Source organism: Rhizobium album, from assembly GCF_003122325.1.
Lineage (GTDB): Bacteria > Pseudomonadota > Alphaproteobacteria > Rhizobiales > Rhizobiaceae > Metarhizobium > Metarhizobium album.
Genome location: NZ_QFBC01000001.1, coordinates 594059 through 619348, shown reverse-complemented (window position 1 = coordinate 619348; position 25290 = coordinate 594059). Strand labels below are relative to the sequence as shown.

The window sequence follows — 25290 nt, the reverse complement described above, 5'->3', positions numbered from 1 at the left end:
TGGTGATTTCCTCTTCTCAGATTCTGTGACGATTTGACGAAGACTGCTTACTTATTCCTGAATTTCCATCCAATTTCATGAAAAGCTGACTTTTTGAAAGGAGGGAATATTCGGGAGTGCGCACTGCATTTTCGCACCTGCTCTGACAAGTAACGAAAACATTCTTCGAATTTTATTCCATTTTTCGATAATATTTTAAAAAATGATTAACTATTGCAATCGCTTTTTGTTGTGCAATTTAGGAAACGTGAGATTGAAAGTTTGTTCTCACCACTTGGTCGCGATGTTCTTGGCTTCGGAAAATCATAAATCGTCGTAACTGGAGAGATCAAATAATCTGCTGTTTAGCTGAGAATATATTTCTCAGCCTTATCCAAAAATGAAAGGTGATATTGAAATGAATGCTATCGTAAGAAATACTTCTAGAACCTCCATGATTAATAAATTTGCGGAACTAGAAAAGGAGCGAATTGAATGGGAATCTAACGAGCAAAAAGCCGCTCATGAACGACTATACCAAATCATCGCCAGAACCTATAAGCTGTATGACGGTGCAACGCTTGCAGATATTAAGGCCGTTGCTGCAAAAGGGAAGATCAAAGTCACGAAAGCCACCACAGGTGCGCTTCTTGCGGCCAAACTTGTTTTTGGCAATGAAGACACCAAACGCAACAGCGCTATCTCCAAGGTGTTGAAAGCAGCCAAGGCTCAAAAGCTAACAGCCGAAGAGGTGCCTGATTGGATCAAAAAGAACGGCGGAATTGAACGCATTCGTCTCAATAAGCAGAGGGCAAAGAACATCTCAAAGGCCCAAAATGGACGATCCATTGCAAGATCAGAGACGGCTGTAAAATACACCATATCTGCCGAAATGAACTTCGAAATCCCCCTTGATGACGAAGGGTTTTCGGTGCTTTTATGTCGAAAGAACCCTGAAAGAGGTCATGATGTTTTTTACGCATTGAACGACAAAAGCGCGGAATTAGGTAGCAACTGCCACCAGACTCTCTGCCACTGAACTCTTAGGATCGACGCGATCCTAAAGGAGTGGTTGCGTATGGTTCTTGTCGCGGATGAATTGAAGAGAAAGCGGGCGAAGCTCGGCGAGCAGATTGAAGGGCTGCGAATCCAGATTGCCGCGCTGGAGCAGCAGCAGATCGCTTTCGATCTCGTCATTCGAACCTACGAACCCGACTACATGCCAGATGCATCAGGCACAGTTCGCCGCTCGAAGCGGGCGGCTCCCAGTCCCAACAGCATTACCCAGCTTTTCAAGGGCTTTGACCGCCGAAGCTTTGTCCTCAGAACTCTCCGCAAGGCTGAAAGCCCGATGTCTACAGCAGACTTCGCTCGCGTCTTCGCGACCGAAACGGGCCTTCCAGAAGACGACGCCAGACTGGGTCAGATCGGTAGCCGCTTCTCCCAGGTTCTTGATCAGCTCGCGAAGGCCAACCGCATCAGGCGGGCCGGAATGATCGACGGCCGCCGCTACCAGTGGGAGGTCGCGGCCTAGCCCTGCTATGCGTCAGGGCTTTCGCCGCCTTTCCAAACCAGATCCGGCGGATGGTTCCCCTGCCAGTATCCGCATAGGTTTCTCGACGTCGGCCTCGACAGCCCCTTGTAGATCATGCCCCAGAGCAGCATGCCGTTGTCGACGCGGCGATTGTCCTCGCGCCAGGCCATCTCAGCCGCGTACCAGTCGAAGTATCTGACCGAAAAGCGATGGTGGATGCCCACGTAGGCGCGCTGGATGCGGCTGAAGAAGCTCTCGACGTGGTTCGTGTTGACCCCGCCCTTCGCCTGATATTCCTCGCTGTGGTTGACGCGGTGGAGTTCCTGAAGACCTTCGAGATCGTCGTAACTGAAGTGCTCGTCCGCGTGCAGGCGAGACCCCTTGCGGACGTGCTTCCTGACCATCTCCCATGCCTCGTTGGAATCCTCGCTCCGGATGACGCGCGTCAGCGTCCGCTCTCTGCCGCGGCCGAACGGCGACTTCTCGCGCATCGTCAGGATTGTCAGGCGCTTGTTGTTCTGGTTCTCGGCTCGTCGTCGATCGACGCGATCTTCCTTTCGGTTCTCCGGCTTGATGTGGCCGCCCGCGTATTTGCCGTCGATATGAATCTCGCCCTCGAGCATCATGTCCAAGCGCCTAGACGAGATCGCCTCGCGCATTTTCATGAGAATGACCCAGGCCGTCTTGTACTGGACGCCCAGTTCGCGAGAGAGCTGCAGGGCGCTCTTGCCCTTGACCGAGTTCACCGAGAACCACAGCGCTGTCAGGATGTCGAGAAAAGGCATCTTCCGGAAGGCGAAGACCGTCCCGGTGGTGACCGAGAATTCCCGGCGGCATGCCTGGCACTTGAAGCGCTTGCGACGGATCTCCCAGCAGCTCCTGTGGCCGCAGCGCACGCACTCCGGCTTCCCGTGGCTGTCCGGCCACCGAAGGAAGCAAAAGACCTTGTAGGCCTTGTCCTCGTCGAACGTCCTGAGGTTCTTAATCGTGAAGGTGCGGCAGTAGGGCGACAGCAGGAAGTGCTGGTTGCCCCAATATTTCTACCCTCCGAAGTGCCTCCAGTTCAGAGGAGATGGAGGGCTGCGACGGACTGGTGGCGGGAAGGTTGATCGGCATGTTCGGTCCCTTGATGACTACGCGATACGACAGGGCGCCGCCGGGGTCGGCGGGCAGAAAATCAGCGTTGTCGTATGTCTATGGGCCTGAACATACCGCGGACCTTACCAACGTCCCGACGAAGAGTCGATCGGAATCTTGAACGCCCACGTTGCGCCGGCTGAGCGGTCCTTCCACGCTTAGATGTTGCGTGGAGTTTATGATGCTTTATCAGAAAATGTATAAGTCTGACGGTGAGTTAGACGCCGATCTTGTCGCGAAAACGTGCATCCTCTACTCCGATAAGGTCTATGCCTCCCCGATCAGCAAGCTTTTCGATCACGACAATCCACGCGATGCTTTCGCGGACTTTCACGACGGCACCCGAGTAGAAGACACAACGATCTACGCGATGTGCGAAGCAGCCCGCTTCGAGTATGTCAGAGCTCGCGTGTCACAAGGTGGAAGGCTGTTGATTGCGACAGTAAGATCACTGGTCGATGGCTCCCTATTTCGTGCGCGACGGAAAATCAGCGACCTGAGCGACGGAACCATCAAGAGCCGGAGCCATAGTGTCGTCATCGAGGATCGAAGAGAATTTCTTAGCGTCTTCAGTCCAACGCACCAGATCCGGGTGCATGTTCGAACCCTATGTTCTCGACATGGCGTGAGAGAAGCTCGGTCGATGAAAGTTCTTTACATCGGGAAGGGGAATGGATCCACCTATTCCGATGGCTCCCTTGATAGGTCACTCGGCGGGCACAAGCAGTTGCCGAGAGCTATGAACATGGTGCGGCACGGCCACGAGGTATGTCTGGTGTTGATGAGAATTGACCCAAACATTCTATACAGGAATTTGAATGTGGAAGCGCCGAATGAGCTTGTTAATGACACCGACTGGTACACTGAACTGTTTGAAGCCAGCTTGATTAATTATTTCAAACCGCCCCTTAACAAAAACCATGTAAGCGACAGTACCTTCCCCTCGAAAGGTCTCGTTGACAAGATCAACAACGCAAAACTCGACTTTTTGATCTGCGACATCGACACAAGTGATACCGACGTGGATCTGTGCTCAGACCGCGCAGGACTGTCGTCTGTTCACTTGATCACTACGTTTTCCAGGAAACCCGATTACGAGGAGGATCAGCCTGAGCTGCGAGCCTTCATTCGTAAGAGTGGTGAAGAGTGGCCGATGCTTCGCCAGGTCGTCTTCTAAACGTCATCAACGGACTTGGTGGCAGTTGCTACATAATTCCGCAAAAGCGTTCTCAATGCCTTCTTTGCCTGGATTGGAAAACCCGAAAATGCAAAGGAAGCCGATCCTCCAGCAACTCCTAACAACAAAACCACTGCACTTTCTGCAATGCCACAGCAAGCAGCCTAACTTTTCGTGTAACACGACATTCCCGAATTCGCATCGTTCGGGAAATGTCATTCGCAATCCGTTAGTTTCCCCTCCTTCTCCTCAATTTCGTATGGTAATTGTCTTTCCGTCTTCAATCTCAAACTGCATACTTGCTCGCCAAGTCAGAACTGAAAAGTCAGAACTGAAAAGGGCTCTTCCTTGGTTTGTTGATCCATCTCGTAACGGACCCAGAAGGGATTTTTCTCCCTCGACTTGGGTGATGCAGAGGAAGCCCGTCAATCAGCAGTTCATGCATAAGAAGCAAAGCACGATCGGTAGCTTCGGATTCTGAATTGGCAATCGTAGAATGTCCCTTTCCATGGGGGAAGTTTTGAAAATGCCCTAGTGGGGTATCGCAGGGGTTAGCAAATGAATCGGGAATGACCGGATGGCCGACCGCCAAAAAACAAAGGAACTTGCGTATGAAGCCTTTAGGTTCCCCTACCCCACAAACGTGAAAAGACACGGACATGTAATCCGTGTCCTTTTTCAGTTGACAATGCTCGAGGCGATTATCCGGCTTTGCGCAAAAGCTTGCGACGTTCAGCAGTTGCAGTTGTGAGATGCGTATCGAGTTCACCGGCACGAACAGCTTCCATCAGTGTGTCTAGGACACCCGGAAGATTGGAAAACTCACCGACCTCGATGGCGTTCTTGTCCTTCGCAAACTCGATAATCTTACCAGCATAACGCACAGAGAAGAATAGCTTGCCACTTGCATCATTGAACCAACCTTGACGCAATCGTTTCGGAACTTCGACCTTGACGAGCTTTCCTTCGTCATTTTTACGACGAATGATATGAGTTGGAGCGAAAGTCTGACCGGTGATTTTTGCTTCCACCATCCGTTTCTGTTCAGTCAAAGCAGAGATCATTTTTTCTCGATCCTTTTGAATCGGATCGATATTCGTATTAATCGAAGCAACAGAAGCGAATTTTAGAGATTTTAGGTGTGAAATGCGAAAATCCTTTCCTGAATATTCTTTGATATCCATAGATATACAGCTTATTCAGGAAAGGTCGAGTCATAATTACCTGATTCATGCAGTATTTAAATCCCGTATTTCCTACGGTGATTTATTGGTTAAACAGCTGCAGAATGTTTTCGGCGTTGCTGTTTGCAATCTGCAATGCTTGAATCCCCAATTGTTGCTGAGTTTGCAAAGCTTTCAAACGGGTTGAAGCCTCACCCATTTCAGCATCGACTAATCGACCAATTCCCTTATCCAATGTGTCCATGAGGGTATGTGCAAAATCCGTTTGGATATCAACGCGGGTTTTGATTGCACCCAACGCTGCAGCCGAATTCACCACCCGCTCAAGCATGGCATCAACCCCGTCAATGTAGTTGTCGAGATCATTCACAGGATCAGTAATATCGACATCCACAATGTCAAAATCCGCACCACGATACTTGACGTTGTCACTTACATCACTGATGAGGAAATTAGCGCTAAATCCTTGTGCTGGATCGATATCAAAAATAACCTGCGAACCGCTGGAAGTCACAGTTACATCCTGTCCCGTTAGAGCTTGGCTTAGAACGGTCGCCATGGCTGCTGCGGAGTTCACAAGGCCATCCGATGTACCAAGGGCGGCATCTACAAGGTTACGGTCGATGTTTATTGTTGTCTGAGTCCCCGTCCCCACTTTAACATCGAAGCTAATGAGAGAACCAGACGTAACAGTAAACGGCGTTGTAAAAGTGTATTGTGCCTGCGCGTAATATCCATTTGCCCTTACATAAGCCGCACTTCCAATTGAACCACCACCTGCTAAACCACTTGCTCCTGATGGCGTCCTGACAATATTGCTTAGCGTTACGCCACTAAAAGAACCGCCGGATGATTCAGTGCTTGTGAAACGTATTGATGAGCCAAATACCTTCATGACCTGAATATTGCTACCGGCTCCTGCATTGATCAATGCCTGCGTTAACACTGCAACGTAGTCATCTGCGTCATTGATGGTTCCATTAACTACGCCAAGCGAGGAGTTGATAAGAGAATCATCAATTGTGAGCGTTTGTGAAGCTAGACCATCGACGCTGATATCTAGGTTTATCTGTTCACCAACAGAGAGAACCAGCGGCAGTCCAGTTGTTGCACGTTGTTCATACCCCGAAGAGAAACCGGTAGGACCAGGTGGGTTGCGAGTAATGTTATCGACGACAACACTCGATGTTGGCGCTCCAGTATTACCCTTGCTGATAAACGTCAGTTGAGAACCCGTGAGATCGGCATAAACATAGGAATCAACGCCAGCCGCAACCAGTGCTTGATTTAGTACAGTTGCGAATGCAGCATGCGTTGCGATATTGCCATTTGCAATGCCGAGAGTTGCATCCACTAGGGTTTTGTCTATCGTAACTGTTTGTGAGATCAACCCGTCCACAGCAACATCAAAGCTGATGACATCGGAACTCGTAAGAGCAAATGGAAAACCGGTTGTAGCTCGTATGTCAGTTCCGCCAACTCCGACTGCATTAAGAGAAGCAGTTCGAAAGCCTCCTATGGTACCCAGGGAGCCTGGAGATTTTTGCAGAGACCCGCCTCCACCTAAATTGAAAAGACTAATCTCAGCGACGTCAATTGTTGTAGTGCCAACCCTAACGGAGCCATCAGACGAACGAATAAATGAGGAAACAATATCAGTGGGTAAACTCGGCAAATGCCGCAGATTTTGTGGTACATTAGTCTCAAGCCAATTGACACCGCTAAAGCTGGATGAAGCTGCAATCGATTTTAGTTGCTCCTTGAATTGATTCAATTCTTTCTGAATTTTGCTTTTGTCAATTCCAGGCTCTTTAGCGGCAACCAATTTGGCGCGAAATTCACTCAAAATATCGACCGTGGATTCAAGCCCTGTATAGGTGGTGTCAATTTTTGCAGCACCTAAACCTAATGCGTCTGCAACTGTTGAAAGTGCCATGTTGTCGGATCGCATGGTCGTCGAAATCGACCAGTAAGCAGCATTATCCGAAGCCGTTCTGACTCGCAGACCCGAACTGATCCGCTGCTGGGTCGCCTCCAAGTGATTGTTGATTGAACGGAGTGTATCAAGCGCGGATATAGCTGCGCCGTTGGTCAGGATGCTTGTCATCGAGGCCACCTATAGAATTGATTTTTAACGAAAATGCCCGTTTGGCGAGACGACGAAGTCTTTATGTCTTCGGTTACGCGAAAAGAAGAAATCAACCTGAAGTCGATTCGTCTTGAATGATTAATTCTTAGCGAGAAGGTTAATATGATGTCAATCGACATTAACGCATTTTAACGCGAAAAAACTTTGTAACTGGCTGAAATTAGTTGATATTTTTCAACGTTTGTTAACGTTAAATTAACCTATCGCAACCTGCCTACGCTGTTTCAGCCAAGACTGGTTGTCACGATAAAGTTGCGCCCAACAGAGATTTGGCACCATGGGTTTTTAAATTAAAAATTAGAAACAGATGAAATATCAACAGGCTTCTGAGACAAACAATATTTCTGGCTTGTTGTGTTGGAGCAAGCTTAGAAAGCGCACTTCGTTCGCTTCCCAAAAACAATTAGATCCGAACCTAACGCGGTGAGTCGACATTTAACACACGCCTTTTCGATGGAGCTTTTAGACGTGGAGGTTCGAATGAAAGCGGTCGTGCGCACCTTTGCACCTAGAAGCGGCCACGTCATTTTTCAATAAATGCAACGGAAGGAGTATCGCTGGCTTATCCGCTTTTCATAAAGTCCAGCTCGTCGCACCAGGCAAAGTGGAATTGCGGCCCGCGCAAACTCTCCGGGTCCTCGGAGGAAAAGATCTGCGCCATCGCCCCGTTCGGCCAGACGAGCCGCCGCCGCGACGCCTCGAAGGATGGCCGCATCCGCCGGGCGATCCGGCAGATGCCGGATACCCCGTCGATCATCACCTCGCGGGCATCGCCCAGCGTCTCCGCCACCAGTGCGATCCGCAACTCGCCCGCCAGGGGATGTCCCGTCGCCAGCCCATGCACCCATTCGGCGCCGGCCCGCGTCTTGCCCGAACCGCGCCCGCCCAAGATCAGCCAATTGCGCCAGTCACCTTCGGGCGCCTGCTGTTCGCGGCGTCCCTGAAAACACCATTCGTGCAGCAGATGCGCGGCCAGATCCTGCCGGATGTCCGATCCCCGCCTCTCCGAAGGCGACATCACCGCCGCTGCGCCCCGCAAACCATCCCCGCGCCCCGCAAAATCGTCACCGCCGGGCCGTTGCGTAGAGACTTTCGCATCTTCCCGACACGTCGTCGCCGCTTTCGACGTCACGATAACCGCCTTGCCTTCACCGGGCGCCCCATTCGCTTCGCCACCATCTCCGGCATACGCCGTGACACCGACGCCTTGGGTCTCCGCCGCCACCCGCCGTCCAGCCCAAACCGCCGCCGCGGCCGCCATGGCCAGCGGCGTCAAAACCTTGCGTCCGTCGCCGATCACCGCCATCTCGCCCGCATGCCGTTGCAAAACCTCGCCGGCCCGGCGCTCAACCGCCTCCAGCACCCGCCGAGTCTTGCGATTGCCCGCCACCGTCATCGGCTCCGGGCGGAGCACGCGCTGCAAGCCAGTCGCGCTTGAACTGTTCGAAACGCCGTCCGGCTTCCTCGGCGGCGCGGCTGTCGATGAGAGACAGGAAATACGTCCTGGCATCCGCCAGTCCGGCCGTATCGACATGGCGTTCCGCCTCCATGGCCCGATCATGGGCAAGCTGCCGCTGCAGCGCATCGACCTTTTCCAGCGTGCGCACGATCAGCGACATCGCATCCGTCGCAGCCTTCACATCCGCCCGCGCCGCCTTCGCCGCCGCCTCGTCGGCCTCGCCGTCCGTCAGCCGTTCGGCAGCGCCGCGAAGCTGGCGAAAATAATCGAATTGCGCCCGCATCTCGCGGGTCATGTCGTTGAGCAGCAGCCGCAGGTCCTCGCCGCCGTCCTCGCGCGACTTCACCTCCAGCACCACCCGCCGCGCCGCCGCCTGCAGGCCGTCTTCCGCCTCGCGCTCCGCCGTCGACCGGCCGTCATAGACCGGCGCCGCCGGCCAGGTCCCGAACAGTCCGGCATCGAATTCCACCACCGCCGCCATGCCACCCACCTGAAAAAAGCCAACAAAAAAGCGGCCCGCGCTTTCGCGCTGCCGCTTCGTCCCCGATCCGCCGCGCCCCATCCGGCCGCAACTTTCCGACTATGCCAAAACCCTATCAGACCACCGTCACGCCGTCAAGGATTATTTTCCTATTCGCGGATTTTCTCATTTCGCCGTCGTCCAGGCAAACCACAGCGCCACCAGCGCCAGGCCGACGGAAAGCGCCCGCCGCACCGCCGTCTCGCGCCCGCTCTTGCCGACAAGGCTCGTGAAGGTGCCGCACAGGGTGACGATGGCGGCATGCACCAGCGTGGCGACCGCCACATAGGCAGCCGTCAGCGTTGCGATCTGCCCGCCCGGCGGTGGCCCGGGGGCGACGAAGGTCGGCAACACGGCGATGTAGAAGATCGCCGCCTTGGGATTGAGCAGATTGGTCGTCAGCCCGCGCAGAAAGGCGCGGCGCAGATTGATGGTGAGATCCTGCGGCCCCGCCGCCGGTTCCCCGCGCCATCCGTCATAGGCCAGGTAGAGCAGGAAGGCGACACCCGCCCAGCGCAGCGTCTGGTAGAGGACGGCGGAGGCCTGCACCAGTTCGGCAAGGCCGATCGCGGCGGCCGCCCCCAGCAATCCCAGCCCCAGCCCGATGCCGGCAACGGCGGCGTAACCCCGCAATCGTCCTTCCACGACGGCCAGCATCGCCAGCCAGGTCATGTTCGGCCCCGGCGTCAGCTCGATGAGAAAGGATGCCAGCACGAAGGTCCAGAGTTCGGGCGGCAGTCCCTCGATCATTCCCGCCCCTCACCCACGGTCAGCGGCCATTCAACGACATAGTCCTCGAAATCCTCGACATCCACCTCCTCTTCGCTCACCGTCCGGCCCTGCGCGGAAATGCCCGCCTGGTGCACCGTCTCCGGATCGCCCGAAACCAGCGGGTGCCACCAGTAGAGGTCCTCGCCGTCGCGCACCAGCCGGTAGCCGCAGGTCGGCGGCAGCCAGGTGATGTCGCGGACGGTCTTCGGCGTCAGCTGGATGCAGTCCGGCACGGTCGCCTGGCGGTTCGGGTAGTCGGAGCACCGACAGCTCTCGCCGTCGAGCAGCCGGCAGGCGACGGAGGTGAACACCACCTCGCCGGTGTCCCAGTCCTCCAGCTTGTTGAGGCAACAGAGCCCGCAGCCGTCGCAGAGGCTTTCCCATTCCGCCTGGTTCATCTGGTCCAGGCTCTTGTTTTTCCAGAAGGGCTCGCCGTCCGTCATCGCATCTTTCCATACCCGCCGCCCGCGGTTTGGAATTCCGCCGGCACCGCCTTGTTCTTTTCCAGCAAATCGACCAAAAATTGCCCCATATCGGTTCTTTAACCAAACGAGCGTATCGGTATGGCTTCATGCTCTGGCGGCTCGATGTGGCCACGTCAAGGCTGAAGCGCCATTCAGCGGGAATTTGAATTCAGGTGCAGGACCCTTTCTCCCCCGAAAACCGCCCCCGCAGGAAGCGCCATCTCCTGTTGCGCATCGATTCCTGGATCGATTCCACCGTCTGGAATGCCGGCTTTCGTTTTGCCGAGATCTGGGAAGACGTCACGATCTTCTTCCGCCGTTTTCGCGTCCGCGGCTGGAAACGGGCGGTGTTCGAAGTCGTCGGCGAGGCCGCCACCCTCGGCACCGCCGGCGCCGTGGTGATGCTGACGCTCGCCCAGCCCGCCTTCGAGGAAACCAAGGACGACTGGCGCAACCACGGCGATTTCGCCGTCACCTTCCTCGATCGCTACGGCAACGTCATCGGCCACCGCGGCATCATCCATGAGGATTCCGTCGCCATCGACGACCTGCCGGATTATTTCGTCAAGGCCGTGCTCGCCACCGAAGACCGCCGTTTCTTCGATCATTTCGGCATCGATTTCATTGGCCTCGCCCGCGCCATGAGCGAAAACGCCCGCGCCGGCGGCGTCGTGCAGGGCGGCTCGACGCTGACGCAGCAGCTCGCCAAGAACCTGTTCCTCACCAACGAGCGCTCGCTCGAACGCAAGATCAAGGAAGCCTTCCTTGCCCTGTGGCTGGAAGCCAACCTCTCCAAGAAGGAGATCCTGCGCACCTATCTCGACCGCGCCTATATGGGCGGCGGCACCTTCGGCGCGGCGGCGGCGGCGCAGTTCTATTTCGGCAAGTCGATCACCGAGGTCGATCTTGCCGAAGCCGCGATCCTCGCCGGCCTGTTCAAGGCCCCGGCGAAATATGCGCCGCACGTCAACCTGCCGGCCGCCCGCGCCCGCGCCAACGAGGTCCTGAGCAACCTGGTGCAGAGCGGCATGATGACCGAAGGCCAGGTGATCGCCGCCCGCCGCAACCCGGCGACGGTCATCGACCGTAACGAGATGGAAGCTCCCGATTTCTTCCTCGACTGGGCCTTCGACGAGGTGCAGCGTCTGTCCAGCCGTTTCCCCGAACATTCCCTGGTGGTGCGCACCACCATCGACATGGGCCTGCAGAAGGCGGCGGAAGATTCGGTCGAGACCAGCCTGCGCGAATATGGCGAGCCCTACCGCGTCAAGCAGGGGGCCCTCGTGATGATCGAGAACGGCGGCGCCGTGCGCGCCATGGTCGGCGGGCGGGATTACGGCGAGAGCCAGTTCAACCGCGCCACCAAGGCGCTGCGCCAGCCGGGCTCCTCGTTCAAGGTCTATACCTATGCGGCGGCGATGGAAAAGGGCATGACGCCGCAGACGGTCATCTCCGACGGGCCGATCACCTGGCGCGGCTGGTCGCCGCAGAATTACGGCCGCTCCTATGCCGGTCGGGTGACGCTGGCGGTGGCGCTGGCGAAATCGATCAACACCGTCCCCGTCCGGCTTGCCAAGGACGTTCTCGGCATCGACACCATCGTCAAGACCACCAAGGATTTCGGCGTCGAAACGCCGATCCGCTCCGACAAGACCATTCCGCTCGGCACGTCGGAACTCACCGTGCTCGACCAGGCCACCGGCTACTCCGTCTTCCCCGCCGGCGGCCTGCAATCGCGCCGCCACGGCCTCAGCCAGATCATCAGCTACGACGGCCGCATCCTCTACGATTTCGACCGTGACGAGCCGCCGCCGCATCGGGTGCTGTCGGAACAGGCGACCGCCTCGATGAACTACATGCTGTCGCAGATCCCGGTGTCCGGCACCGCCCGCAAGGCGGCGCTCGACGGCGGCATCGTCACCGCCGGCAAGACCGGCACGACGCAGGCCTATCGCGACGCCTGGTTCGTCGGTTTCACCGGCAACTACACCTGCGCCGTCTGGTTCGGCAACGACGACTATACCTCGACCAACAACATGACCGGCGGCTCTCTGCCGGCGATGACCTTCAAGCGGCTGATGGATTACGCCCACCAGGGCATCGAGCTGAAGGCCATTCCCGGCATCGAGAATCCCTTCCCGAGCGGCAACCATGTCGGTCCTGCCCTGGTGGCGAAAACCACCGAAAAAGGCTCCGAAACCGGCCTGCCGCCGCTCATCCGCCCGCGCTCGCTCTCCATCGACGTCACCCGCCTGCTGCGCGACGTCGGCGACAAGCTGAAGAACGCACCGCCGCTCGGCACCCAGAAGGTCGCAAGCGCCGAGTGAAGCGGCGAAAAGGTGCAACAATAGGCAATCAGCCGGGAGCGGTGCCGGAGCGGACCTTGCAACCGCCTTGCCCCGCGTTCCCGGTGCAAGCACAGCCGATGCCGTGCCATTCCGATACACCCTGCCCATTTCCCCCCGGCAGAATCAATGCTAACCCTCGAACCCTTGTGATCAAAGGCTTGCCATAGACGTGTTCCGGGTTCCCCTCCTCATCGCGCTCGCACTCAGCATTGCTTTCGGCGGCGGCATCGTTTCAACGCTTTACGCGCTGAACGTGACGACCGGTTTCGGGGCGATCCGGCTCGGCGCGTGGGAGGCTTTTCCGAATGCGCAGACCGCGGCGGCCGATCCCTATGCCAAATCCCACCGCGCCCGCGCCGGCAACCTTCTCTACGGCAATGCCGAAGGTCTCGCCTTCAGCGCATCGGTCGACGATGCCGGCGGCAGGCTCGTCAGCGGCTGCAGCTATGCGGTCTCGGGCCAGACGCCGCATGCCCGCCTGTGGACGCTGTATGCCGGCAACACCGGCGGCCAGCCCTTTGCCGTCAACCCTGCGCTGCCCGCCGGCCTCAATTCCTGGACGGTGGTGCGCGAAACCGACAGCAGCTTCACGATCACGGTTTCCGCCAGGGCGCAGCCCGGAAACTGGCTGCCGCTGCCGACAGGCAACGTGCCCTTCCGGCTGACGCTGACGCTGCTCGATACGCCGACGGCCGGCAGCTCCGGGCTTATCGACCTCTCCATGCCCAAGGTCAGCCTGCTCGGGTGCGGCGATGCTTAAGATCCTGCTCGCCATCGTCGTGGGATTGGTCGGCGCGGTGCTGCTGCACCTGATCATCATCCTGTCGCTGCCGCATTTCACCGGCCTCGATGCCTATACGCGCATTCTGGCGCGCGGCGATCTCAATCGTTTTCATCTGCTGTCGGCAAAGCCTGATAAGGCCGGCCTGTCGGTCGCCGATCCGTTCATGCATGTTGCGGTCTGCAGCTTCGATGTCGATGCCGTGCCGCTGAGGCTGCAGGCGCGCGGCAGCGTGCCCTTCTGGTCGCTCGCCATCTTCGACAGCGCCTCGAACGAGATTTTCAGCATGAACGACCGGACGTCGGTCGGCGGCGGGCTGGATGTCGTCATCGCCTCGCCGATCCAGCTCACGGCGCTGCGCAAGGCGCTGCCGGAGCAATTGGCGCAGTCCATCCTGGTCGAAGTGCCGAGACCGGACGGTTACGCCGTGGTGCGCACGCTCGCGCCGCGCAGAAGCTTCGATCAGGCCGCCCAGGCCTTCCTCCAGGAGGCGAGCTGCCAGGATTTCACCGGCCGCTAAACCCACGCCGGCAAAAATGTGCCGCGGTTTTGTGTCCGGAATTCAGACCGTATCGGAGCCTTGCCGCATTCGGCGAGAAAACGGAAATGCGCCGGCACGGCCTCAGTGCTGGTTCGCCGGCTGCGCGCTCTTTGCGTCCTGCGTGGTGACGGCGAGATCACGACGCTCATACCGGACACCGGTAAACAGCAGGATCTGCGCATCGAATTTCTTCGTCTGCGGTTGCCGCGGCAGGCGTTCAAGCCTGTCCCATATACGTACTACATCTGCCATTCTCATCTCCAAAGGTTCGAAGTCTGAGACGGATGAAGAGGGTATGGATTTCACCCTGCCCTTGAGGGGGCCGATGCATCTCCGGTCAATTCCCGAAGTCATCTGCACCGTTCTCACATATCCGGCCTGTTCCTGTTCTCGCATGAACGCGCCGGATCTGCTGTTTCGCACGGGACAGGTTGACGTCCGAGGCCGGCCCCTTGCAATTCCATTGATCTATGGCCCCGGTTAACGAAGCCTTAAAACGAATAACAACACTTACTAATACAAAGTAATAGAGCGGGCTTTCGTGGCGCTGAAGCCACAATACAGCCCCGTTTTGGCCCGAAACCCGGCAAGAGCGGCCCTTTGTATCATTCCGGCACAGGCGAACGGCCATTGCCGCCGCAACCGCAACTCTTCGTCATTCGAATCAGGGTGCCGATAGTTAATAGGCCGCTAACACATTTGTTCTAATTTGAACGGATCCTTTGCGTTGTAGTGAGTAAGCCCGTGAGCGATCGGTTTCGAGAACTTGAAAGTCCCCTGGCCAAGAGGAAGAAGGATGTCGTGTTGATGGCCACCGTGTCGAGTTTCGAGAACCTTCAGTTTCCGACAAAGTCGGAACTGCGGCAGTTCGCGGAACTGTTTGCGCCACTGTTCAAGGCCTCCTCGGACGAAGCCAGGCGGCAGGCGGTCGCCGCCCTGTCGCAATGCCCGCAGGTGCCGCAGGCCGTGGCGCTGTTCATCGGCAGCCAGCCGATCGGCGTTTCGGCGATCTTCCTCACCTGCTCCCAGTCGATCAGCGACGAAACGCTGATCACCATCGCCCGCACGCAAGGGTCGGCGCATGCCCATGCGATCACCCGCCGCGAAAACCTCTCGCCGATGGTCATCGACGCCCTCGTCGACGTCCGCCAGGCCTATCCGATCAGGGGCGCCGCCGATCAGCCGCAGCCCGTGCCGGCCCCCCTTCTCGCCACGCCGGTCTCGCCCACGCCGCTCTTTGCGCCGCCGGACGTCACCGCCGAGCCGGCCGCCCCCGCGGAGACGCCTGTCGTCAACCGCGAAGAGGCCATCCGCCAGGAATTGAAGGGTCTCGTGCGCCACCTTTCGCACCCGAAGGAAGACCGGCTCGGCCTGCGCACCGCCACCGAGATGCAGGAAGCGCTGCTGGTGCGTTTCGCCCGCACCCGCGAGGCGGAGCATTTCGCCACGACGCTTGCCGACAGCCTGTCCGCCAGCCGCTGGCTTGCCGAACGCATCATGCTGGATATCTCCGGGCTGCAACTCGCCACCACGCTCGTCAGCCTCAACCTCAGCGACACGGACACCGCACTCGTCCTGACCCGCTTCTATCCGCACCTGGCCGAACGCATCGGCGATACGACGCGGGCGGAAGCCTTGCTGCAGGGTCTCGATCCGGCAGAATGCGACGTCCGCGTCGAAGCCTGGCGCCGCGCCGACAGCTACACCTTCGGCAACGGCCAGCGCGGCTCGGGCGACGACCGGGCACCGGCGGCCGCCCAGAACCGTGGCGCCCAACAACTGCGCCCGGACAGGGATCTGCGCATCTTCGGCCGTCGCTGACCGTCAGGAACCCTTGCCCTCGTCGGCGACAGGAAGCAGGTCGCCGATGTCGTCGATTTCCACTTCCACCACCCAGAGGTCGGAATCGAACCTGCTCTCGCGGGCGAGAAGTGCGGCGACATCAGCCGGTTCGACCCGGGCGAGCCGGCGCTCGAACAGCCGTCCGCCTGCATCGTCCTCACCGAAGGCATATTGCGGTGCCGGGGCATAAAGGCTTTCCAGCCCGTCGCGAAAGCGCTGGCGCACGAAGATGGCGCCGGCTTCCGCCGCGCCGTGCCGCTCGACGGCGGCAAAACCGCCGAGGCCGAAAACCCGCCGTGTCAGCGCGGCAACGAAGATGTCCGATTTCAAACGCATGCGGGTTTCATAACGCTGCCGGCGCCGGCCGGCAATGGCTCAAGGCACGTCTCCGCGACATGGAAGCCGACGGTCCGGGTGCAATTCGAACGGCGCACCCGACACCATGGCTTACAACGCGCCGATTTCCTTCATCTTCTTGAGCACGGCCTGGCTGGGCTCGCCGGTCTGGGGAAGACGGTAATGCTTTTCGAAATGGCGGATCGCGTCGCGGGTCTGGGCACCGGCGACACCGTCGACGCGGATATCGGCATAAGCGAGGTTGCTCAGCCCCTTCTGGATCTTCATCACCAGTTCCGGATCGGCGATGGCCACCGCCGGCTTCTGTTTCCGGGTCTCGGCATCGCGGATGGCGGCGGCCACCGGATCGATTTCCGATGCGCTGGAGGCAACATCCTCCGCAGGGCGCTCCTTCGGCAGAACCTTGTCGCCGCTCGCCGCCGTTCGCAGCGCCGCCAGCAGTTCCGGCGTGGCTTCGCCGTTCTGCGGCAGGCCGGCGCGGATCTCGAAAGCGAGGATGGCGGCGGCCGTGCGCGGGCCGCTGACACCGTCGGCCGCACCGTTGTAGAGGCCGCGGCCGATCAGCTCCGTCTGCACGTCGCGCACCAGCGTCGAGACGGAGGACTGCGCCGGCACCGCTTCGCCGGAGGCGGCGATGACATCCTCGATGCTGGCGGTTTCCGTCTGGTCCGGCCGCTCGATCTTGAAGGTGGTCACCTCGCCGGTTTCGGTGCGCGGTTCGGTGCGCTGGCCGGAAAAGGCGTTCGGTTCGTCGGGATTGCGCGTGCGGAAGAACGGCGAGGGATGCTCGCCGTGCTGGTACCAGAGCGCATTGGCGGAAACGAAGGAAAAGATGACGATGAAGGCCGCCGTCCCGCCGACCAGGGCGGGATTGCGGCCGATCAGGTGCAGCACGCCGTCGAAGGCCCGCGATGCAAGCCCTGGAGGGCGGCGGACGGGCTTCCTCTTGTCAGGCGCTTTTCGCGGTCGCTTGCTCATGGACATCATCCTCATGCTGCACTTCGATGGCGCCCGAAGCGCCCTTCAGGCGCGGCGGGAATTCCACCGTTCTTGCCCAGTCCGCCGCATCATCGGCGCTGGAGGCACCGGAGCCATCCATCGGCACCGTAATCGTGATCACCGTACCCTCGCCGGGCCGGCTGGAAATCGCAAAGCAGCCGCCGTGCAGCGCCACCAGGCCCTTGACCAGCGACAGGCCAAGCCCCGTACCTTCGTAGCGGCGGGTATAATCGTTCTGGACCTGTACGAACGGCTGGCCGAGCGTCGCAAGCTTGTTTTCGGCAATGCCGATGCCGGTGTCGCTGACCGTCAGCACCAGGTCGAAGCCGTTCGATGCCGCGTCGACGGTGACGACGCCGCCCTCGTCGGTGAACTTGATGGCATTGCCGACCAGGTTGATGAGGATCTGCTGGATGGCCCGCTGGTCGGCGACGATCTCGCCGATGCCGCGCTGGACGCGGCTCGTCAGCGTCAGGCCCTTTTCACGCGCCTGCAAGGCCAGCATCTCCTCGCAGGTGCGGATCGATTCGCCGATCATGAAGGGCTCGACCATCAGCTCGTAGCGGCCGGCCTCGATCTTGCTCATGTCGAGCATGGTGTTGACCACCGAGAGCAGATGCGCGCCGGACTGGCGGATCAGCCGCACATATTCGCGTTGCCGGTCGTTTTCGAGCTTGCCGAAATATTCGCCGGTGAGAATGTCGGAAAAACCGAGGATGGCGTTGAGCGGCGTGCGCAGCTCGTGGCTGACGGCGGCGAGGAACCGCGTCTTGGCATCGTTGGCCGATTCGGCCTCCGTCGCCTTGCGCGCCGCTTCCGCCTTCAGCGATTGCTCGAGCGAGATATCCCGCATCTGGCCGAACACCGACACCAGCGCGCCGTCGGCGCCACGCACGGCGGTCAGGTCCAGCTGCACATGGATGAACTGGTCGCTGGCCGGCACCACGGTCGGGCGATCGATCCTCAGATCGACGGAGATCGCCTCCTCGCCCTGGCGCAGATGGTCGAGCGCCTGCATGAAATGCAGCCGGTCCGAAACATGCAGCTGGTCGAAGAAGCCGCGTCCGGCCGGATTGCGCATCCACGACAGGAATGCCTGGCGCTCGCGGCCGGCAAGGCCGGTCACCGCGCCCAGCGGATCGAGAAACAGGATAAGACCGGCGCAGGCATCGAGATAGGCACCGTCTGGCGCCGGACGATGGACGTCTTGCCGCTCGACCGGCCGCAGTCGCGAGAGGGCAATGGAACCGACGGCGGAAAACAGGAATCCGGCTGCGACCAGCGTCACGCCGACCGGCAGGGCGACGGCAGGGCTCGCCACCGCCGACAGCGCCACCGGCACCGCGATCAGCGCGGCAGACGAGATCAGCGCAAGCCGGCGCAGGATGGCGATCTCGTGCGCCGGCACGTCGCGTCCCTCCCTCGTCCGGGCCAGCCAGCTTGCCGCCGCCCGGTCCAAAAGCGCTGTCGCACCATCCACGATCGTCCTGAAAACCTGCACACCAAAACCTTGAAAAGGGTGTCTCAACGGCCCCGACAATAGGCTTCGTGCACTTAAGGAAAGGATAAAGCAAAAGCGCCGGAACCGGCCGAAAACCGGCGAAAATCCCGTTTTCAGACATTGCGGAGGCCCTTTGTCTTTCGTGGTTAACACACGGTAAGCAAAGCGTTTTTTCGATTTTCACCTTTCGCGTTAACGATTGTGGCAGTCGATTGCGCCGCAAACCTAGGCGTTTGCTGGAGGCGGCTGCCCAGATGCTTAACGGCAGCCATTAAAATGCCGCTCAAATACGGTTCAAAATGGAAAAGACGGGATTTGAGGCAAATTTTGCGAAAACCCGAATGGCTTTTGCAAAGCGATCTTGTCATCCCGTCCCTAATGTCGGGATCAAGAAATCGCCCAGGAACAATCCGGCGCAAAGACCGGGGAAGGCAGGGAAAACGATATGATGTGGTTTGCGATCAAAGGGACGTTCTGGTTCTCGCTGGTGCTCGTGCTCCTGCCGATCTTCGACAAGGAGACGGCGACGAAGCTGCAGGGCGCCCCGCAAGTGGAGATAACCGACGCCCTGTCCGCCGCCAGCGGCGCCTATGAATATGTCAGTGCCCTGTGCACCGAAAAACCCGAGGTCTGCGCCAAGGGATCGGAAACCTTCACCGCCCTGGGATACCGTGCGAGGGAAGGCGCCCGCATCGCCTACGAATTCCTCGACAACCGTTTTCGCGACGACGGCAACGAGAAGACCGCTTCGCTCGCCACCGACACCAACGAGGCTTCCGCCCTGGATCAGGCCATGCCGAGCATAGACGACGACGTCATGACCGGCACGGTCATCCCGCTGCCGAAGAAGAAGCCGCCGCATTCCTGATTGAAGCATTGCCGCCGGTCCGGCCGACCCGTTCGAAGCGACCGACATTACCTGTCCTGACTAAGCGCCGCGTGGGTCCTGTCCCTTCCCCGCGGCGCATTTTTTTTGATTCATTCAAAACTTCATTTCTTCCGACCCATCCCTTATATGCGGAGGCAAGACGCCACGAACGGAACCGCAGATGACCCAGCTTGACCAGATCATTGACGACTTCGCCTTTCTGGACGACTGGGAAGATCGCTATCGCTATGTCATCGAACTCGGCAAGGCGCTGCCCGACCTGCCCGACGACAAGCGCATCGCGGCCAACAAGGTGCAGGGCTGCGCCAGCCAGGTCTGGCTCGTCACCCATGCAGAAGACGGCGGCAGCGATCCGGTGCTGACCTTCGAGGGCGATTCCGATGCCCATATCGTCCGGGGGCTGGTGGCGATCGTGCTCGCCACCTATTCCGGCAAGCATGCCTCCGAGATCGTTGGGCTCGATGCCATCGACGTCTTCAACAAGATCGGCCTGGTAGAACACCTGTCCTCGCAGCGTGCCAACGGCCTGCGCTCGATGGTCAACCGCATCCGCGAGGAAGCCCGCATCCGCGCCGCCTGAGCGGTCATAGTTCGGGGCGATAGTCCTCCGCGCCCCAATGCCCGATGCCGGCATGGGTTTTCCGCCGCGGCGGCTGGTAGTGGCGGGCCAGCGCCAGAAGCGCCGTGCGCAACATCAGCTTGGCCGAGCGCGCCGGCCATTGCCGTTCGCGTTCGATCAGTTCCAGCCCCTTGGAAAAGCAGCAGGCATCGAGCGCCACGCCCGACAGTTCCGGCCCCATGGCCTCGACGGCGCGGGCCACACGCGTGCGCGCGGCCAGCGCGCTGTCGCCCAACTCCGTCGCCCCGCCACGATCCCCGCGGCTTCGGCTTGCCAATCGCGGCTCCCAGCAGGCGGTGATCTTCGGCTGCAGCTGCCCGCGGGTAAAATCGGCATGCAGTCGCTCGCCGGCGCTTATGGCTTCCGGCGGCAGGAACGCCTCTCCCTGCCGCCCCTTCAGGCGCGCCAGCAGGCCGAGCGGCGATTCCGCATGGTTGATGCGCACCGGCTGGCGCACGCCCTCCACCTGCGTCGTCGCGACGGAAACATCGCGATGCTGCTCGAGAAACACCTCTTCCCCTTCCGCCATCGACCGCCGCAGGAACGTCCGGGCATCGCCGGTGGCCGCGAGCCGCAAGCCTTCGCGGCGGACAAGCCCGAGCGCCGCCGCCTGGCGCAACACATCGCTACCGAAGACGCGCTCGGTGCCGTCCTCGCGCCGCAGCAGGGCCTCGGCGGCGGAGGCAGCCGCGCCGATATCCGCCCGCTGGCGGCCAATGAAACGCAACAGCCGGACGATATCTTTCCGCTCCGCGGCATCGGGCAACAGATCACTCATGGGCGATGGCTCCGGACTGGATGAACACCGAGGTGGAAATACGCTCCAGCGCCGAGACGAAATCGTCGAAGGCCGGATCGTCGCGCCTGTCCTCCACCACGCCGCAGGCATGGCTGACCGTCGTCCGGTCGCGGCCGAAGGCCTGGCCGATATCGCTCAGCGAAATGCCGAGCGCCACATGGCAGACATACATGGCGATCTGGCGAACATGGCAGTTGGCACGGCGGCGGTCGCGACGCATTTGCACCCGGTCGGAAGCGAGCATCAGCATTTCCGCGGCCACCTGCCGGACGATACGGCATATGGTGCGGACCGGCAGGGCCGCCGGGCGCAACGCCGGCACCTGTCCCGGCCCGGCAGGCGCATCGTCCCCGTTCCCACCGGTTCCGGGCAAGGTCATCAGGTCGATCGTTTTTTCATGTGGCATCAGGCGAACTCCCATAAATAGGAATTTATTCATACACCCTAACGCAGATGCGGGGATGGAAGAAATCATCCCGCCACAACCATCCGTTGTTTTTGTTTAAAAATTTATGAATTTCAAAAGGATTTTGGGATTTTTTTCCTCACTTTATCCCCAGGCAACAAAAAACCGGGCCGAAAGGCCCGGTCGGTGTCATGCCATGGCGCGGCGGATTACTTACCGCGCTTGCGGCGCTGGCCGAGGCCCATTTCCTTGGCGAGTCGCGAGCGCGCTTCGGCATAGGCCGGCGCGACCATCGGATAATCGGGCGCGAGATCCCATTTTTCGCGATACTCTTCGGGAGACAGGTTGTGATGGGTCATCAGGTGCCGCTTCAGCGACTTGAACGAACCGCCACATTCAAGGCAGGTGATCTGGTCGTCCTGGACCGACTTGCGGACCGAAACCGCAGGCTTCTGTTTTTCGACCACGGTCACGGCGGGTGCCGGCGCCGTGGTGTTGCTCAAGGCGGAATGCACGTCGGAAATGAGATTCGAAAGCTCTCCGACCGGCACCACGTGATTGCTGACATAGGCAGCCACGATGTCGGCGGTCAGTTCCACCAACAATTCCGGGCTGCTGTCATAAGCCGAGTCTGTCATTTTCATTCTCCTGTTCAAAACCTTGCCCAGCACCCGCTTCTTCACAAAACGCAGCGCCATCAGTTCGGATACGCAACAAAAAGCCGCCTGCCAGGTGCACACACCAAGATGTTGCACCGAAACCCACCCCTAGGCTTCAACGACAGCCGGCTGTCTCGCCGCCCGGCACTGTTTTAAAGCTGTCCCCACAATATGCACCACGATTGGGCATCGCCAACTCCTGCATATCCATGACTTTCCCTCGGATAAGGCCATCGGTGAAAGCGGACAAAACTAAATCAATACCGGAACTCCGATTTTTTTTGAATTATCATCATTTGCAGAAAAGTCCAATTGCAAAATCTACCATCCCAGTTTTAAGCATTGCTCGATTGTTGCAAGCATCAAGTTTTAAAACACAAACTTGGCGCAATAGCTAAACAGAACAATTCTTGCAAATCGGCAAGGCCGAAAAAGCCGGAATTATACTTATTTCTTGTTGTCCCGGTGAGTGGCGCGCACCGATAACGTGCTGATTCGATATCCGGATCCTTTTGCTGCGCGCGCCAGGAGATGGGCGGCGACCGGCGCCGTCAGGATCAGGAAGGCGATGCCGGCGAGCGCCCTCAGGAACACCGCGAAGTCCCACGAATAAAGGCCGGCCGCGAGAAGCAGCAGGCTCGAACCGACCGTGCCGGCTTTCGAGGCCGCATGCATGCGCGTGAAAAGATCCGGAAAGCGGTTGATGCCGATCGCCGCCGTCAGCGCGAAGGCGGACCCGGCGACCAGCAGGAAAGCGCACAGCAGCGCGAGCGCATCGGCCATCATCGCCGTGGCCTCCGCGGCCGGCGGTTTCGTCGCGCGTTTCCCCGGTGCACGGCTTCCGGCGGCGGTTTCGCGGCGGTCTCCGTGGCGGCCCGATACCGATGCGACATAATGAAGCGCGCAAAGGCCACCGTCGCCAGGAAGCCGACGAGGCCCAGAGCGATGGCGATGTCGATATAGAGGAAGAACCCCGTCTTCACGGCGATGACGGCGATCAGGCCGATCGCCACGGCAACCAGCATGTCGAGCGCCACGACGCGGTCGGGAAGCGTCGGGCCGCGCACCACCCTTAGCACCGTCAGCAGCAGTGCCAGCGTCAGGAGGCCGAGCGAGAGAATGATCGCGGCGGAAAGGATGTTCTGCGCCATCAGGGGAAGGCCTCCATGATCCGGCGTTCAAAGGTTTCGGCGATGCCGCGGCAAAGGTCTTGCGGATCACGGCAGTCGAGCGCGTGAACGTGGAGAAACCGCCGATCCTCGGAGACATCGACCGAAAGCGTCCCCGGCGTCAGCGTGATGCAGTTGGCCAGGAGCGCGATCTCGAAGTCGCGCTTGAGGCGCAGCGGAAAGGCGACCATGGCGGGCCGGATGTCGAGCCGCGGCCGCAGCACGGCAATGGCGACGGACCAGGCCGACAGCGCCAGTTCGCGCAGGAAGACCAGGCCGAGCAGCAGGAGCGCCACCGGGCGGACGGCGATCGTGCCGCGGCCGCGATGCCGCCGGGTGACGCCGAGGCAGAGGATCGCCAGCAGGAGGCCGAGCAGCAGGTTGGCCGGCGCGGCGCTGCCGGTGACCACGGCCCAGACGACGGCAAGGATGAGCGAAGCCGCAAGGCGTCTCATGGCGCGGCCCCCTGCGGGAAGACGGAGCCGAGATAGGCCTGCGGATTGTCCAGCGTAATCTCCGCATCCTGCACGGTGCGCAGCAATAGTTCGGGAAAGGCGCCGAAACCGACGACCAGCGCCGCCAGCAGCAGCAGCGGGCCTATTGCCTGCCAGCGCAGTGCCAGCACCGGCGGTGCCGTCTCCTTCGCCGGACGCCAGAAAGCCATGAGGAAGACGCGGCCGAAAGCGATGGTCAGCAGGAAACCCGACAGCAGCATGGCACCCGCCAGCCACCAGGCGCCGACATCCAGCGCCGCCTTGACCAGCATCGCCTTCGGCCAGAAGCCGGAAAACGGCGGCAGGCCGGATGCCGCGAAGAACAGGCACAGGCAAAGTCCGGCAAAGCCGGCATGCCGCCCATACAGCCCGCCGAGGGCCGCAAGCGAAAAACTGCCGCCAATCCGCCCGGCTTCGCCGATGGCGAGGTACAGCGCCGTCATCAGCACCATGGAATGCAGCGCGTAAAACAGCGCGCCGCCGATGCCGCCGGGACCGCCGAGCGAAAGGCCCGCCAGCACGGTGCCGATGCCGGCGATGACCACGAAACCGAGCATGCGGCGGATGTCGTTCTGCGCCAGCGCGCCGAGCCCGCCCGTCAGCATGGTGGCGACGGCGACGGTGGCGATCAGCGGCTCCAGCTGTTCGCGCTCCGGCGGAAACAGCATGACGGTGACACGCAGCAGCGCGTAGATGCCGACCTTGGTCAGAAGCCCGGCAAACAGCGCCGCCACCGCCGGGCGCGGCGTATGATAGGCGGCCGGCAGCCAGAAATTCACCGGGAAAGCCGCCGCCTTCATGCCGAAGGCAAGCAAGAACAGCGCCGTCAGCGTCACCAGCGGCGCCGTCTCGCGCAGATCCGGCGCCTTCATGACGATATCGGCCATGTTGAGCGTGCCGAAGACGGCATAGAGGATGCCGACGGCGATGAGGAAAAGCGTCGTGGCGACGAGGTTCAGCACCGCATATTTCAGCGCCCCGTCGATCTGCGCCCGCTCCGGTCCAAGCGCGATCAGCCCGAAGGAGGCGATCAGCAGCACTTCGAACCAGACGTAGAGATTGAAGATGTCGCCGGTGAGGAAGGCGCCGGAAACGCCGGCCATCAGCATCAGCAGCATCGGGTAGAAGCCGTCGCCGCGGCCGGAGGTTTCACGCTCGCCCGCCGCGGACAGGCAGACAACGAAGGCGACGAGCGCGGCGGCAAGCGCCATCAGCACGCCGGTGAGATCGGCGGTAAAGGCGATGCCGAAGGGCGGCAGCCAGCGGCCCATCACCATCGTCACCGGCCCCGTCGCCAGCACCTGCCGCAACAGCAGGAGGTCGACCAGCACGAGAAAGGCGAGGCCTGCAACGGCAAGCAGCTGTTGCAGCCGCGGCTGGCGCCACAGCATGACCAGCACCGCCGACAGCAGCAGGCAAGAGGCGGCGGGGAGCACGACGAGCCATTGCGCCGCCGTCGCCGGGCCGGCCGCAAGGGCTGCAGAAACATCGATCACGGAAGATGCCGCCATG

Annotated in this window: 26 protein-coding genes and 2 pseudogenes; 9 read left to right on the top strand and 19 right to left on the bottom strand. The window is 59.9% G+C overall.

What is annotated here, in order from left to right:
* Positions 1 to 397 precede the first annotated feature (397 nt).
* Together DEM27_RS03050 and DEM27_RS03045 are read left to right on the top strand one after the other, a co-directional pair.
* Complete coding sequence (locus DEM27_RS03050; protein WP_128755427.1) at positions 398 to 1018, top strand: hypothetical protein; 621 nt, start codon at positions 398 to 400, stop codon at positions 1016 to 1018.
* A 39-nt stretch (positions 1019 to 1057) separates the two neighbouring features.
* Positions 1058 to 1513, top strand: coding sequence for a hypothetical protein (locus tag DEM27_RS03045; protein ID WP_109456688.1), 456 nt, complete (start codon positions 1058 to 1060; stop codon positions 1511 to 1513).
* 5 nt (positions 1514 to 1518) lie between these two features.
* Here the strand turns inward: DEM27_RS03045 and DEM27_RS03040 are convergent, their stop codons facing one another.
* Positions 1519 to 2298 carry an IS1595 family transposase gene (locus tag DEM27_RS03040; RefSeq protein WP_128755426.1) on the bottom strand — a complete coding sequence of 260 codons (780 nt, stop codon included), beginning with the start codon at positions 2296 to 2298 and terminating at the stop codon, positions 1519 to 1521.
* 54 nt (positions 2299 to 2352) lie between these two features.
* Positions 2353 to 2499 (bottom strand): annotated as a pseudogene (locus tag DEM27_RS35160) (transposase); the annotation flags it as partial.
* A gap of 332 nt (positions 2500 to 2831) precedes the next feature.
* On the opposite strand from DEM27_RS35160, the gene DEM27_RS03035 reads away from it, so the two are divergent.
* Complete coding sequence (locus DEM27_RS03035; RefSeq protein ID WP_128755425.1) at positions 2832 to 3827, top strand: hypothetical protein; 996 nt, start codon at positions 2832 to 2834, stop codon at positions 3825 to 3827.
* A 701-nt stretch (positions 3828 to 4528) separates the two neighbouring features.
* On the opposite strand, the gene DEM27_RS03030 is transcribed toward DEM27_RS03035, so the two are convergent.
* From DEM27_RS03030 to DEM27_RS03005, 6 genes and pseudogenes are all read right to left on the bottom strand, one after another.
* A complete protein-coding gene (locus tag DEM27_RS03030) occupies positions 4529 to 5011 on the bottom strand; it encodes a DUF6641 family protein (RefSeq protein WP_128755424.1) in 483 nt (160 codons plus the stop codon).
* Between the two features lie 82 nt (positions 5012 to 5093).
* Positions 5094 to 7118, bottom strand: coding sequence for a flagellin N-terminal helical domain-containing protein (locus DEM27_RS03025; RefSeq protein WP_109456684.1), 2025 nt, complete (start codon positions 7116 to 7118; stop codon positions 5094 to 5096).
* 625 nt (positions 7119 to 7743) lie between these two features.
* Positions 7744 to 8178, bottom strand: a pseudogene (locus DEM27_RS03020) (terminase large subunit domain-containing protein); the annotation flags it as partial.
* A 328-nt stretch (positions 8179 to 8506) separates the two neighbouring features.
* Positions 8507 to 9100 carry a hypothetical protein gene (locus DEM27_RS34340; protein WP_205908856.1) on the bottom strand — a complete coding sequence of 198 codons (594 nt, stop codon included), beginning with the start codon at positions 9098 to 9100 and terminating at the stop codon, positions 8507 to 8509.
* Positions 9101 to 9265: 165 nt separating this feature from the next.
* On the bottom strand, positions 9266 to 9889 hold the full coding sequence (locus DEM27_RS03010; RefSeq protein ID WP_109456683.1) for a LysE family translocator: 624 nt from the start codon (positions 9887 to 9889) through the stop codon (positions 9266 to 9268).
* Positions 9886 to 10353 carry a YcgN family cysteine cluster protein gene (locus tag DEM27_RS03005; protein ID WP_109456682.1) on the bottom strand — a complete coding sequence of 156 codons (468 nt, stop codon included), beginning with the start codon at positions 10351 to 10353 and terminating at the stop codon, positions 9886 to 9888. The genes DEM27_RS03010 and DEM27_RS03005 overlap by 4 nt, the downstream gene beginning before the upstream one ends.
* Before the next feature lie 194 nt (positions 10354 to 10547).
* Here DEM27_RS03005 and DEM27_RS03000 point away from each other — a divergent pair, with 194 nt between their 5' ends.
* The 3 genes from DEM27_RS03000 to DEM27_RS02990 all read left to right on the top strand — a co-directional run bounded on the left by DEM27_RS03000 (position 10548) and on the right by DEM27_RS02990 (position 14023).
* Complete coding sequence (locus DEM27_RS03000; RefSeq protein WP_420028789.1) at positions 10548 to 12701, top strand: transglycosylase domain-containing protein; 2154 nt, start codon at positions 10548 to 10550, stop codon at positions 12699 to 12701.
* A gap of 190 nt (positions 12702 to 12891) precedes the next feature.
* Complete coding sequence (locus tag DEM27_RS02995; protein ID WP_109456680.1) at positions 12892 to 13482, top strand: DUF1214 domain-containing protein; 591 nt, start codon at positions 12892 to 12894, stop codon at positions 13480 to 13482.
* Positions 13475 to 14023: a DUF1254 domain-containing protein gene (locus tag DEM27_RS02990; protein ID WP_109456679.1), complete on the top strand. Its 549-nt coding sequence runs from the start codon at positions 13475 to 13477 to the stop codon at positions 14021 to 14023. Before DEM27_RS02995 ends, DEM27_RS02990 begins: the two co-directional genes overlap by 8 nt.
* 102 nt (positions 14024 to 14125) lie before the next feature.
* Here the strand turns inward: DEM27_RS02990 and DEM27_RS33835 are convergent, their stop codons facing one another.
* Positions 14126 to 14296, bottom strand: a complete 171-nt coding sequence (locus tag DEM27_RS33835) for a hypothetical protein (RefSeq protein WP_165823330.1) — start codon at positions 14294 to 14296, stop codon at positions 14126 to 14128.
* A gap of 492 nt (positions 14297 to 14788) precedes the next feature.
* Here DEM27_RS33835 and DEM27_RS02980 point away from each other — a divergent pair, with 492 nt between their 5' ends.
* Positions 14789 to 15865 carry a DUF2336 domain-containing protein gene (locus DEM27_RS02980; protein WP_109456677.1) on the top strand — a complete coding sequence of 359 codons (1077 nt, stop codon included), beginning with the start codon at positions 14789 to 14791 and terminating at the stop codon, positions 15863 to 15865.
* Positions 15866 to 15868: 3 nt separating this feature from the next.
* On the opposite strand, the gene DEM27_RS02975 is transcribed toward DEM27_RS02980, so the two are convergent.
* The 3 genes from DEM27_RS02975 to DEM27_RS02965 all read right to left on the bottom strand — a co-directional run bounded on the left by DEM27_RS02975 (position 15869) and on the right by DEM27_RS02965 (position 18743).
* Positions 15869 to 16222 carry a DUF1491 family protein gene (locus DEM27_RS02975; RefSeq protein WP_109456676.1) on the bottom strand — a complete coding sequence of 118 codons (354 nt, stop codon included), beginning with the start codon at positions 16220 to 16222 and terminating at the stop codon, positions 15869 to 15871.
* A 111-nt stretch (positions 16223 to 16333) separates the two neighbouring features.
* The gene (locus DEM27_RS02970) at positions 16334 to 17221 is read right to left on the bottom strand and encodes a peptidoglycan-binding domain-containing protein (protein WP_109456675.1); all 888 of its coding nucleotides are present in this window, start codon (positions 17219 to 17221) and stop codon (positions 16334 to 16336) included.
* On the bottom strand, positions 17193 to 18743 hold the full coding sequence (locus DEM27_RS02965; RefSeq protein WP_420028788.1) for a sensor histidine kinase: 1551 nt from the start codon (positions 18741 to 18743) through the stop codon (positions 17193 to 17195). The genes DEM27_RS02970 and DEM27_RS02965 overlap by 29 nt, the downstream gene beginning before the upstream one ends.
* Before the next feature lie 448 nt (positions 18744 to 19191).
* Between DEM27_RS02965 and DEM27_RS02960 the strand changes: the two genes are divergently transcribed.
* Together DEM27_RS02960 and DEM27_RS02955 are read left to right on the top strand one after the other, a co-directional pair.
* A complete protein-coding gene (locus DEM27_RS02960; RefSeq protein ID WP_109456926.1) occupies positions 19192 to 19611 on the top strand; it encodes a DUF5330 domain-containing protein in 420 nt (139 codons plus the stop codon).
* Positions 19612 to 19792: 181 nt separating this feature from the next.
* A complete protein-coding gene (locus DEM27_RS02955; RefSeq protein WP_109456674.1) occupies positions 19793 to 20212 on the top strand; it encodes a SufE family protein in 420 nt (139 codons plus the stop codon).
* A 4-nt stretch (positions 20213 to 20216) separates the two neighbouring features.
* On the opposite strand, the gene DEM27_RS02950 is transcribed toward DEM27_RS02955, so the two are convergent.
* The 7 genes from DEM27_RS02950 to DEM27_RS02920 form a co-directional block, all read right to left on the bottom strand.
* Complete coding sequence (locus tag DEM27_RS02950; protein WP_245445622.1) at positions 20217 to 21029, bottom strand: DUF6456 domain-containing protein; 813 nt, start codon at positions 21027 to 21029, stop codon at positions 20217 to 20219.
* Entirely contained in the window at positions 21022 to 21456 is a 435-nt protein-coding gene (locus DEM27_RS34525) for a helix-turn-helix domain-containing protein (protein WP_245445620.1), read from the bottom strand. Before DEM27_RS34525 ends, DEM27_RS02950 begins: the two co-directional genes overlap by 8 nt.
* A 209-nt stretch (positions 21457 to 21665) precedes the next feature.
* Entirely contained in the window at positions 21666 to 22094 is a 429-nt protein-coding gene (locus tag DEM27_RS02940; protein WP_109456673.1) for a Ros/MucR family transcriptional regulator, read from the bottom strand.
* A 468-nt stretch (positions 22095 to 22562) separates the two neighbouring features.
* A complete protein-coding gene (gene mnhG / locus DEM27_RS02935) occupies positions 22563 to 22901 on the bottom strand; it encodes a monovalent cation/H(+) antiporter subunit G (protein WP_109456672.1) in 339 nt (112 codons plus the stop codon).
* The gene (locus tag DEM27_RS02930; protein ID WP_109456671.1) at positions 22898 to 23266 is read right to left on the bottom strand and encodes a cation:proton antiporter; all 369 of its coding nucleotides are present in this window, start codon (positions 23264 to 23266) and stop codon (positions 22898 to 22900) included. Before DEM27_RS02930 ends, mnhG begins: the two co-directional genes overlap by 4 nt.
* A complete protein-coding gene (locus DEM27_RS02925; RefSeq protein WP_109456670.1) occupies positions 23266 to 23739 on the bottom strand; it encodes a Na+/H+ antiporter subunit E in 474 nt (157 codons plus the stop codon). The genes DEM27_RS02930 and DEM27_RS02925 overlap by 1 nt, the downstream gene beginning before the upstream one ends.
* Positions 23736 to 25289: a Na+/H+ antiporter subunit D gene (locus tag DEM27_RS02920; protein WP_109456669.1), complete on the bottom strand. Its 1554-nt coding sequence runs from the start codon at positions 25287 to 25289 to the stop codon at positions 23736 to 23738. The genes DEM27_RS02925 and DEM27_RS02920 overlap by 4 nt, the downstream gene beginning before the upstream one ends.
* Between the last annotated feature and the right edge of the window lies 1 nt (position 25290).

Bases quoted from the DNA above. Each gene is read 5' to 3' on its own strand.
- DEM27_RS03050 (WP_128755427.1), top strand. From the start codon at position 398: ATGAATGCTATCGTAAGAAATACTTCTAGAACCTCCATGATTAATAAA.
- DEM27_RS03045 (WP_109456688.1), top strand. From the start codon at position 1,058: ATGGTTCTTGTCGCGGATGAATTGAAGAGAAAGCGGGCGAAGCTCGGC.
- DEM27_RS03040 (WP_128755426.1), bottom strand. From the start codon at position 2,298: ATGCCTTTTCTCGACATCCTGACAGCGCTGTGGTTCTCGGTGAACTCG.
- DEM27_RS03035 (WP_128755425.1), top strand. From the start codon at position 2,832: ATGCTTTATCAGAAAATGTATAAGTCTGACGGTGAGTTAGACGCCGAT.
- DEM27_RS03030 (WP_128755424.1), bottom strand. From the start codon at position 5,011: ATGGATATCAAAGAATATTCAGGAAAGGATTTTCGCATTTCACACCTA.
- DEM27_RS03025 (WP_109456684.1), bottom strand. From the start codon at position 7,118: ATGACAAGCATCCTGACCAACGGCGCAGCTATATCCGCGCTTGATACA.
- DEM27_RS34340 (WP_205908856.1), bottom strand. From the start codon at position 9,100: ATGGCGGCGGTGGTGGAATTCGATGCCGGACTGTTCGGGACCTGGCCG.
- DEM27_RS03010 (WP_109456683.1), bottom strand. From the start codon at position 9,889: ATGATCGAGGGACTGCCGCCCGAACTCTGGACCTTCGTGCTGGCATCC.
- DEM27_RS03005 (WP_109456682.1), bottom strand. From the start codon at position 10,353: ATGACGGACGGCGAGCCCTTCTGGAAAAACAAGAGCCTGGACCAGATG.
- DEM27_RS02990 (WP_109456679.1), top strand. From the start codon at position 13,475: ATGCTTAAGATCCTGCTCGCCATCGTCGTGGGATTGGTCGGCGCGGTG.
- DEM27_RS33835 (WP_165823330.1), bottom strand. From the start codon at position 14,296: ATGGCAGATGTAGTACGTATATGGGACAGGCTTGAACGCCTGCCGCGG.
- DEM27_RS02975 (WP_109456676.1), bottom strand. From the start codon at position 16,222: ATGCGTTTGAAATCGGACATCTTCGTTGCCGCGCTGACACGGCGGGTT.
- DEM27_RS02970 (WP_109456675.1), bottom strand. From the start codon at position 17,221: ATGAGCAAGCGACCGCGAAAAGCGCCTGACAAGAGGAAGCCCGTCCGC.
- DEM27_RS02960 (WP_109456926.1), top strand. From the start codon at position 19,192: ATGTGGTTTGCGATCAAAGGGACGTTCTGGTTCTCGCTGGTGCTCGTG.
- DEM27_RS02955 (WP_109456674.1), top strand. From the start codon at position 19,793: ATGACCCAGCTTGACCAGATCATTGACGACTTCGCCTTTCTGGACGAC.
- DEM27_RS02950 (WP_245445622.1), bottom strand. From the start codon at position 21,029: ATGAGTGATCTGTTGCCCGATGCCGCGGAGCGGAAAGATATCGTCCGG.
- DEM27_RS34525 (WP_245445620.1), bottom strand. From the start codon at position 21,456: ATGCCACATGAAAAAACGATCGACCTGATGACCTTGCCCGGAACCGGT.
- DEM27_RS02940 (WP_109456673.1), bottom strand. From the start codon at position 22,094: ATGACAGACTCGGCTTATGACAGCAGCCCGGAATTGTTGGTGGAACTG.
- mnhG (WP_109456672.1), bottom strand. From the start codon at position 22,901: ATGATGGCCGATGCGCTCGCGCTGCTGTGCGCTTTCCTGCTGGTCGCC.
- DEM27_RS02930 (WP_109456671.1), bottom strand. From the start codon at position 23,266: ATGGCGCAGAACATCCTTTCCGCCGCGATCATTCTCTCGCTCGGCCTC.
- DEM27_RS02925 (WP_109456670.1), bottom strand. From the start codon at position 23,739: ATGAGACGCCTTGCGGCTTCGCTCATCCTTGCCGTCGTCTGGGCCGTG.
- DEM27_RS02920 (WP_109456669.1), bottom strand. From the start codon at position 25,289: ATGGCGGCATCTTCCGTGATCGATGTTTCTGCAGCCCTTGCGGCCGGC.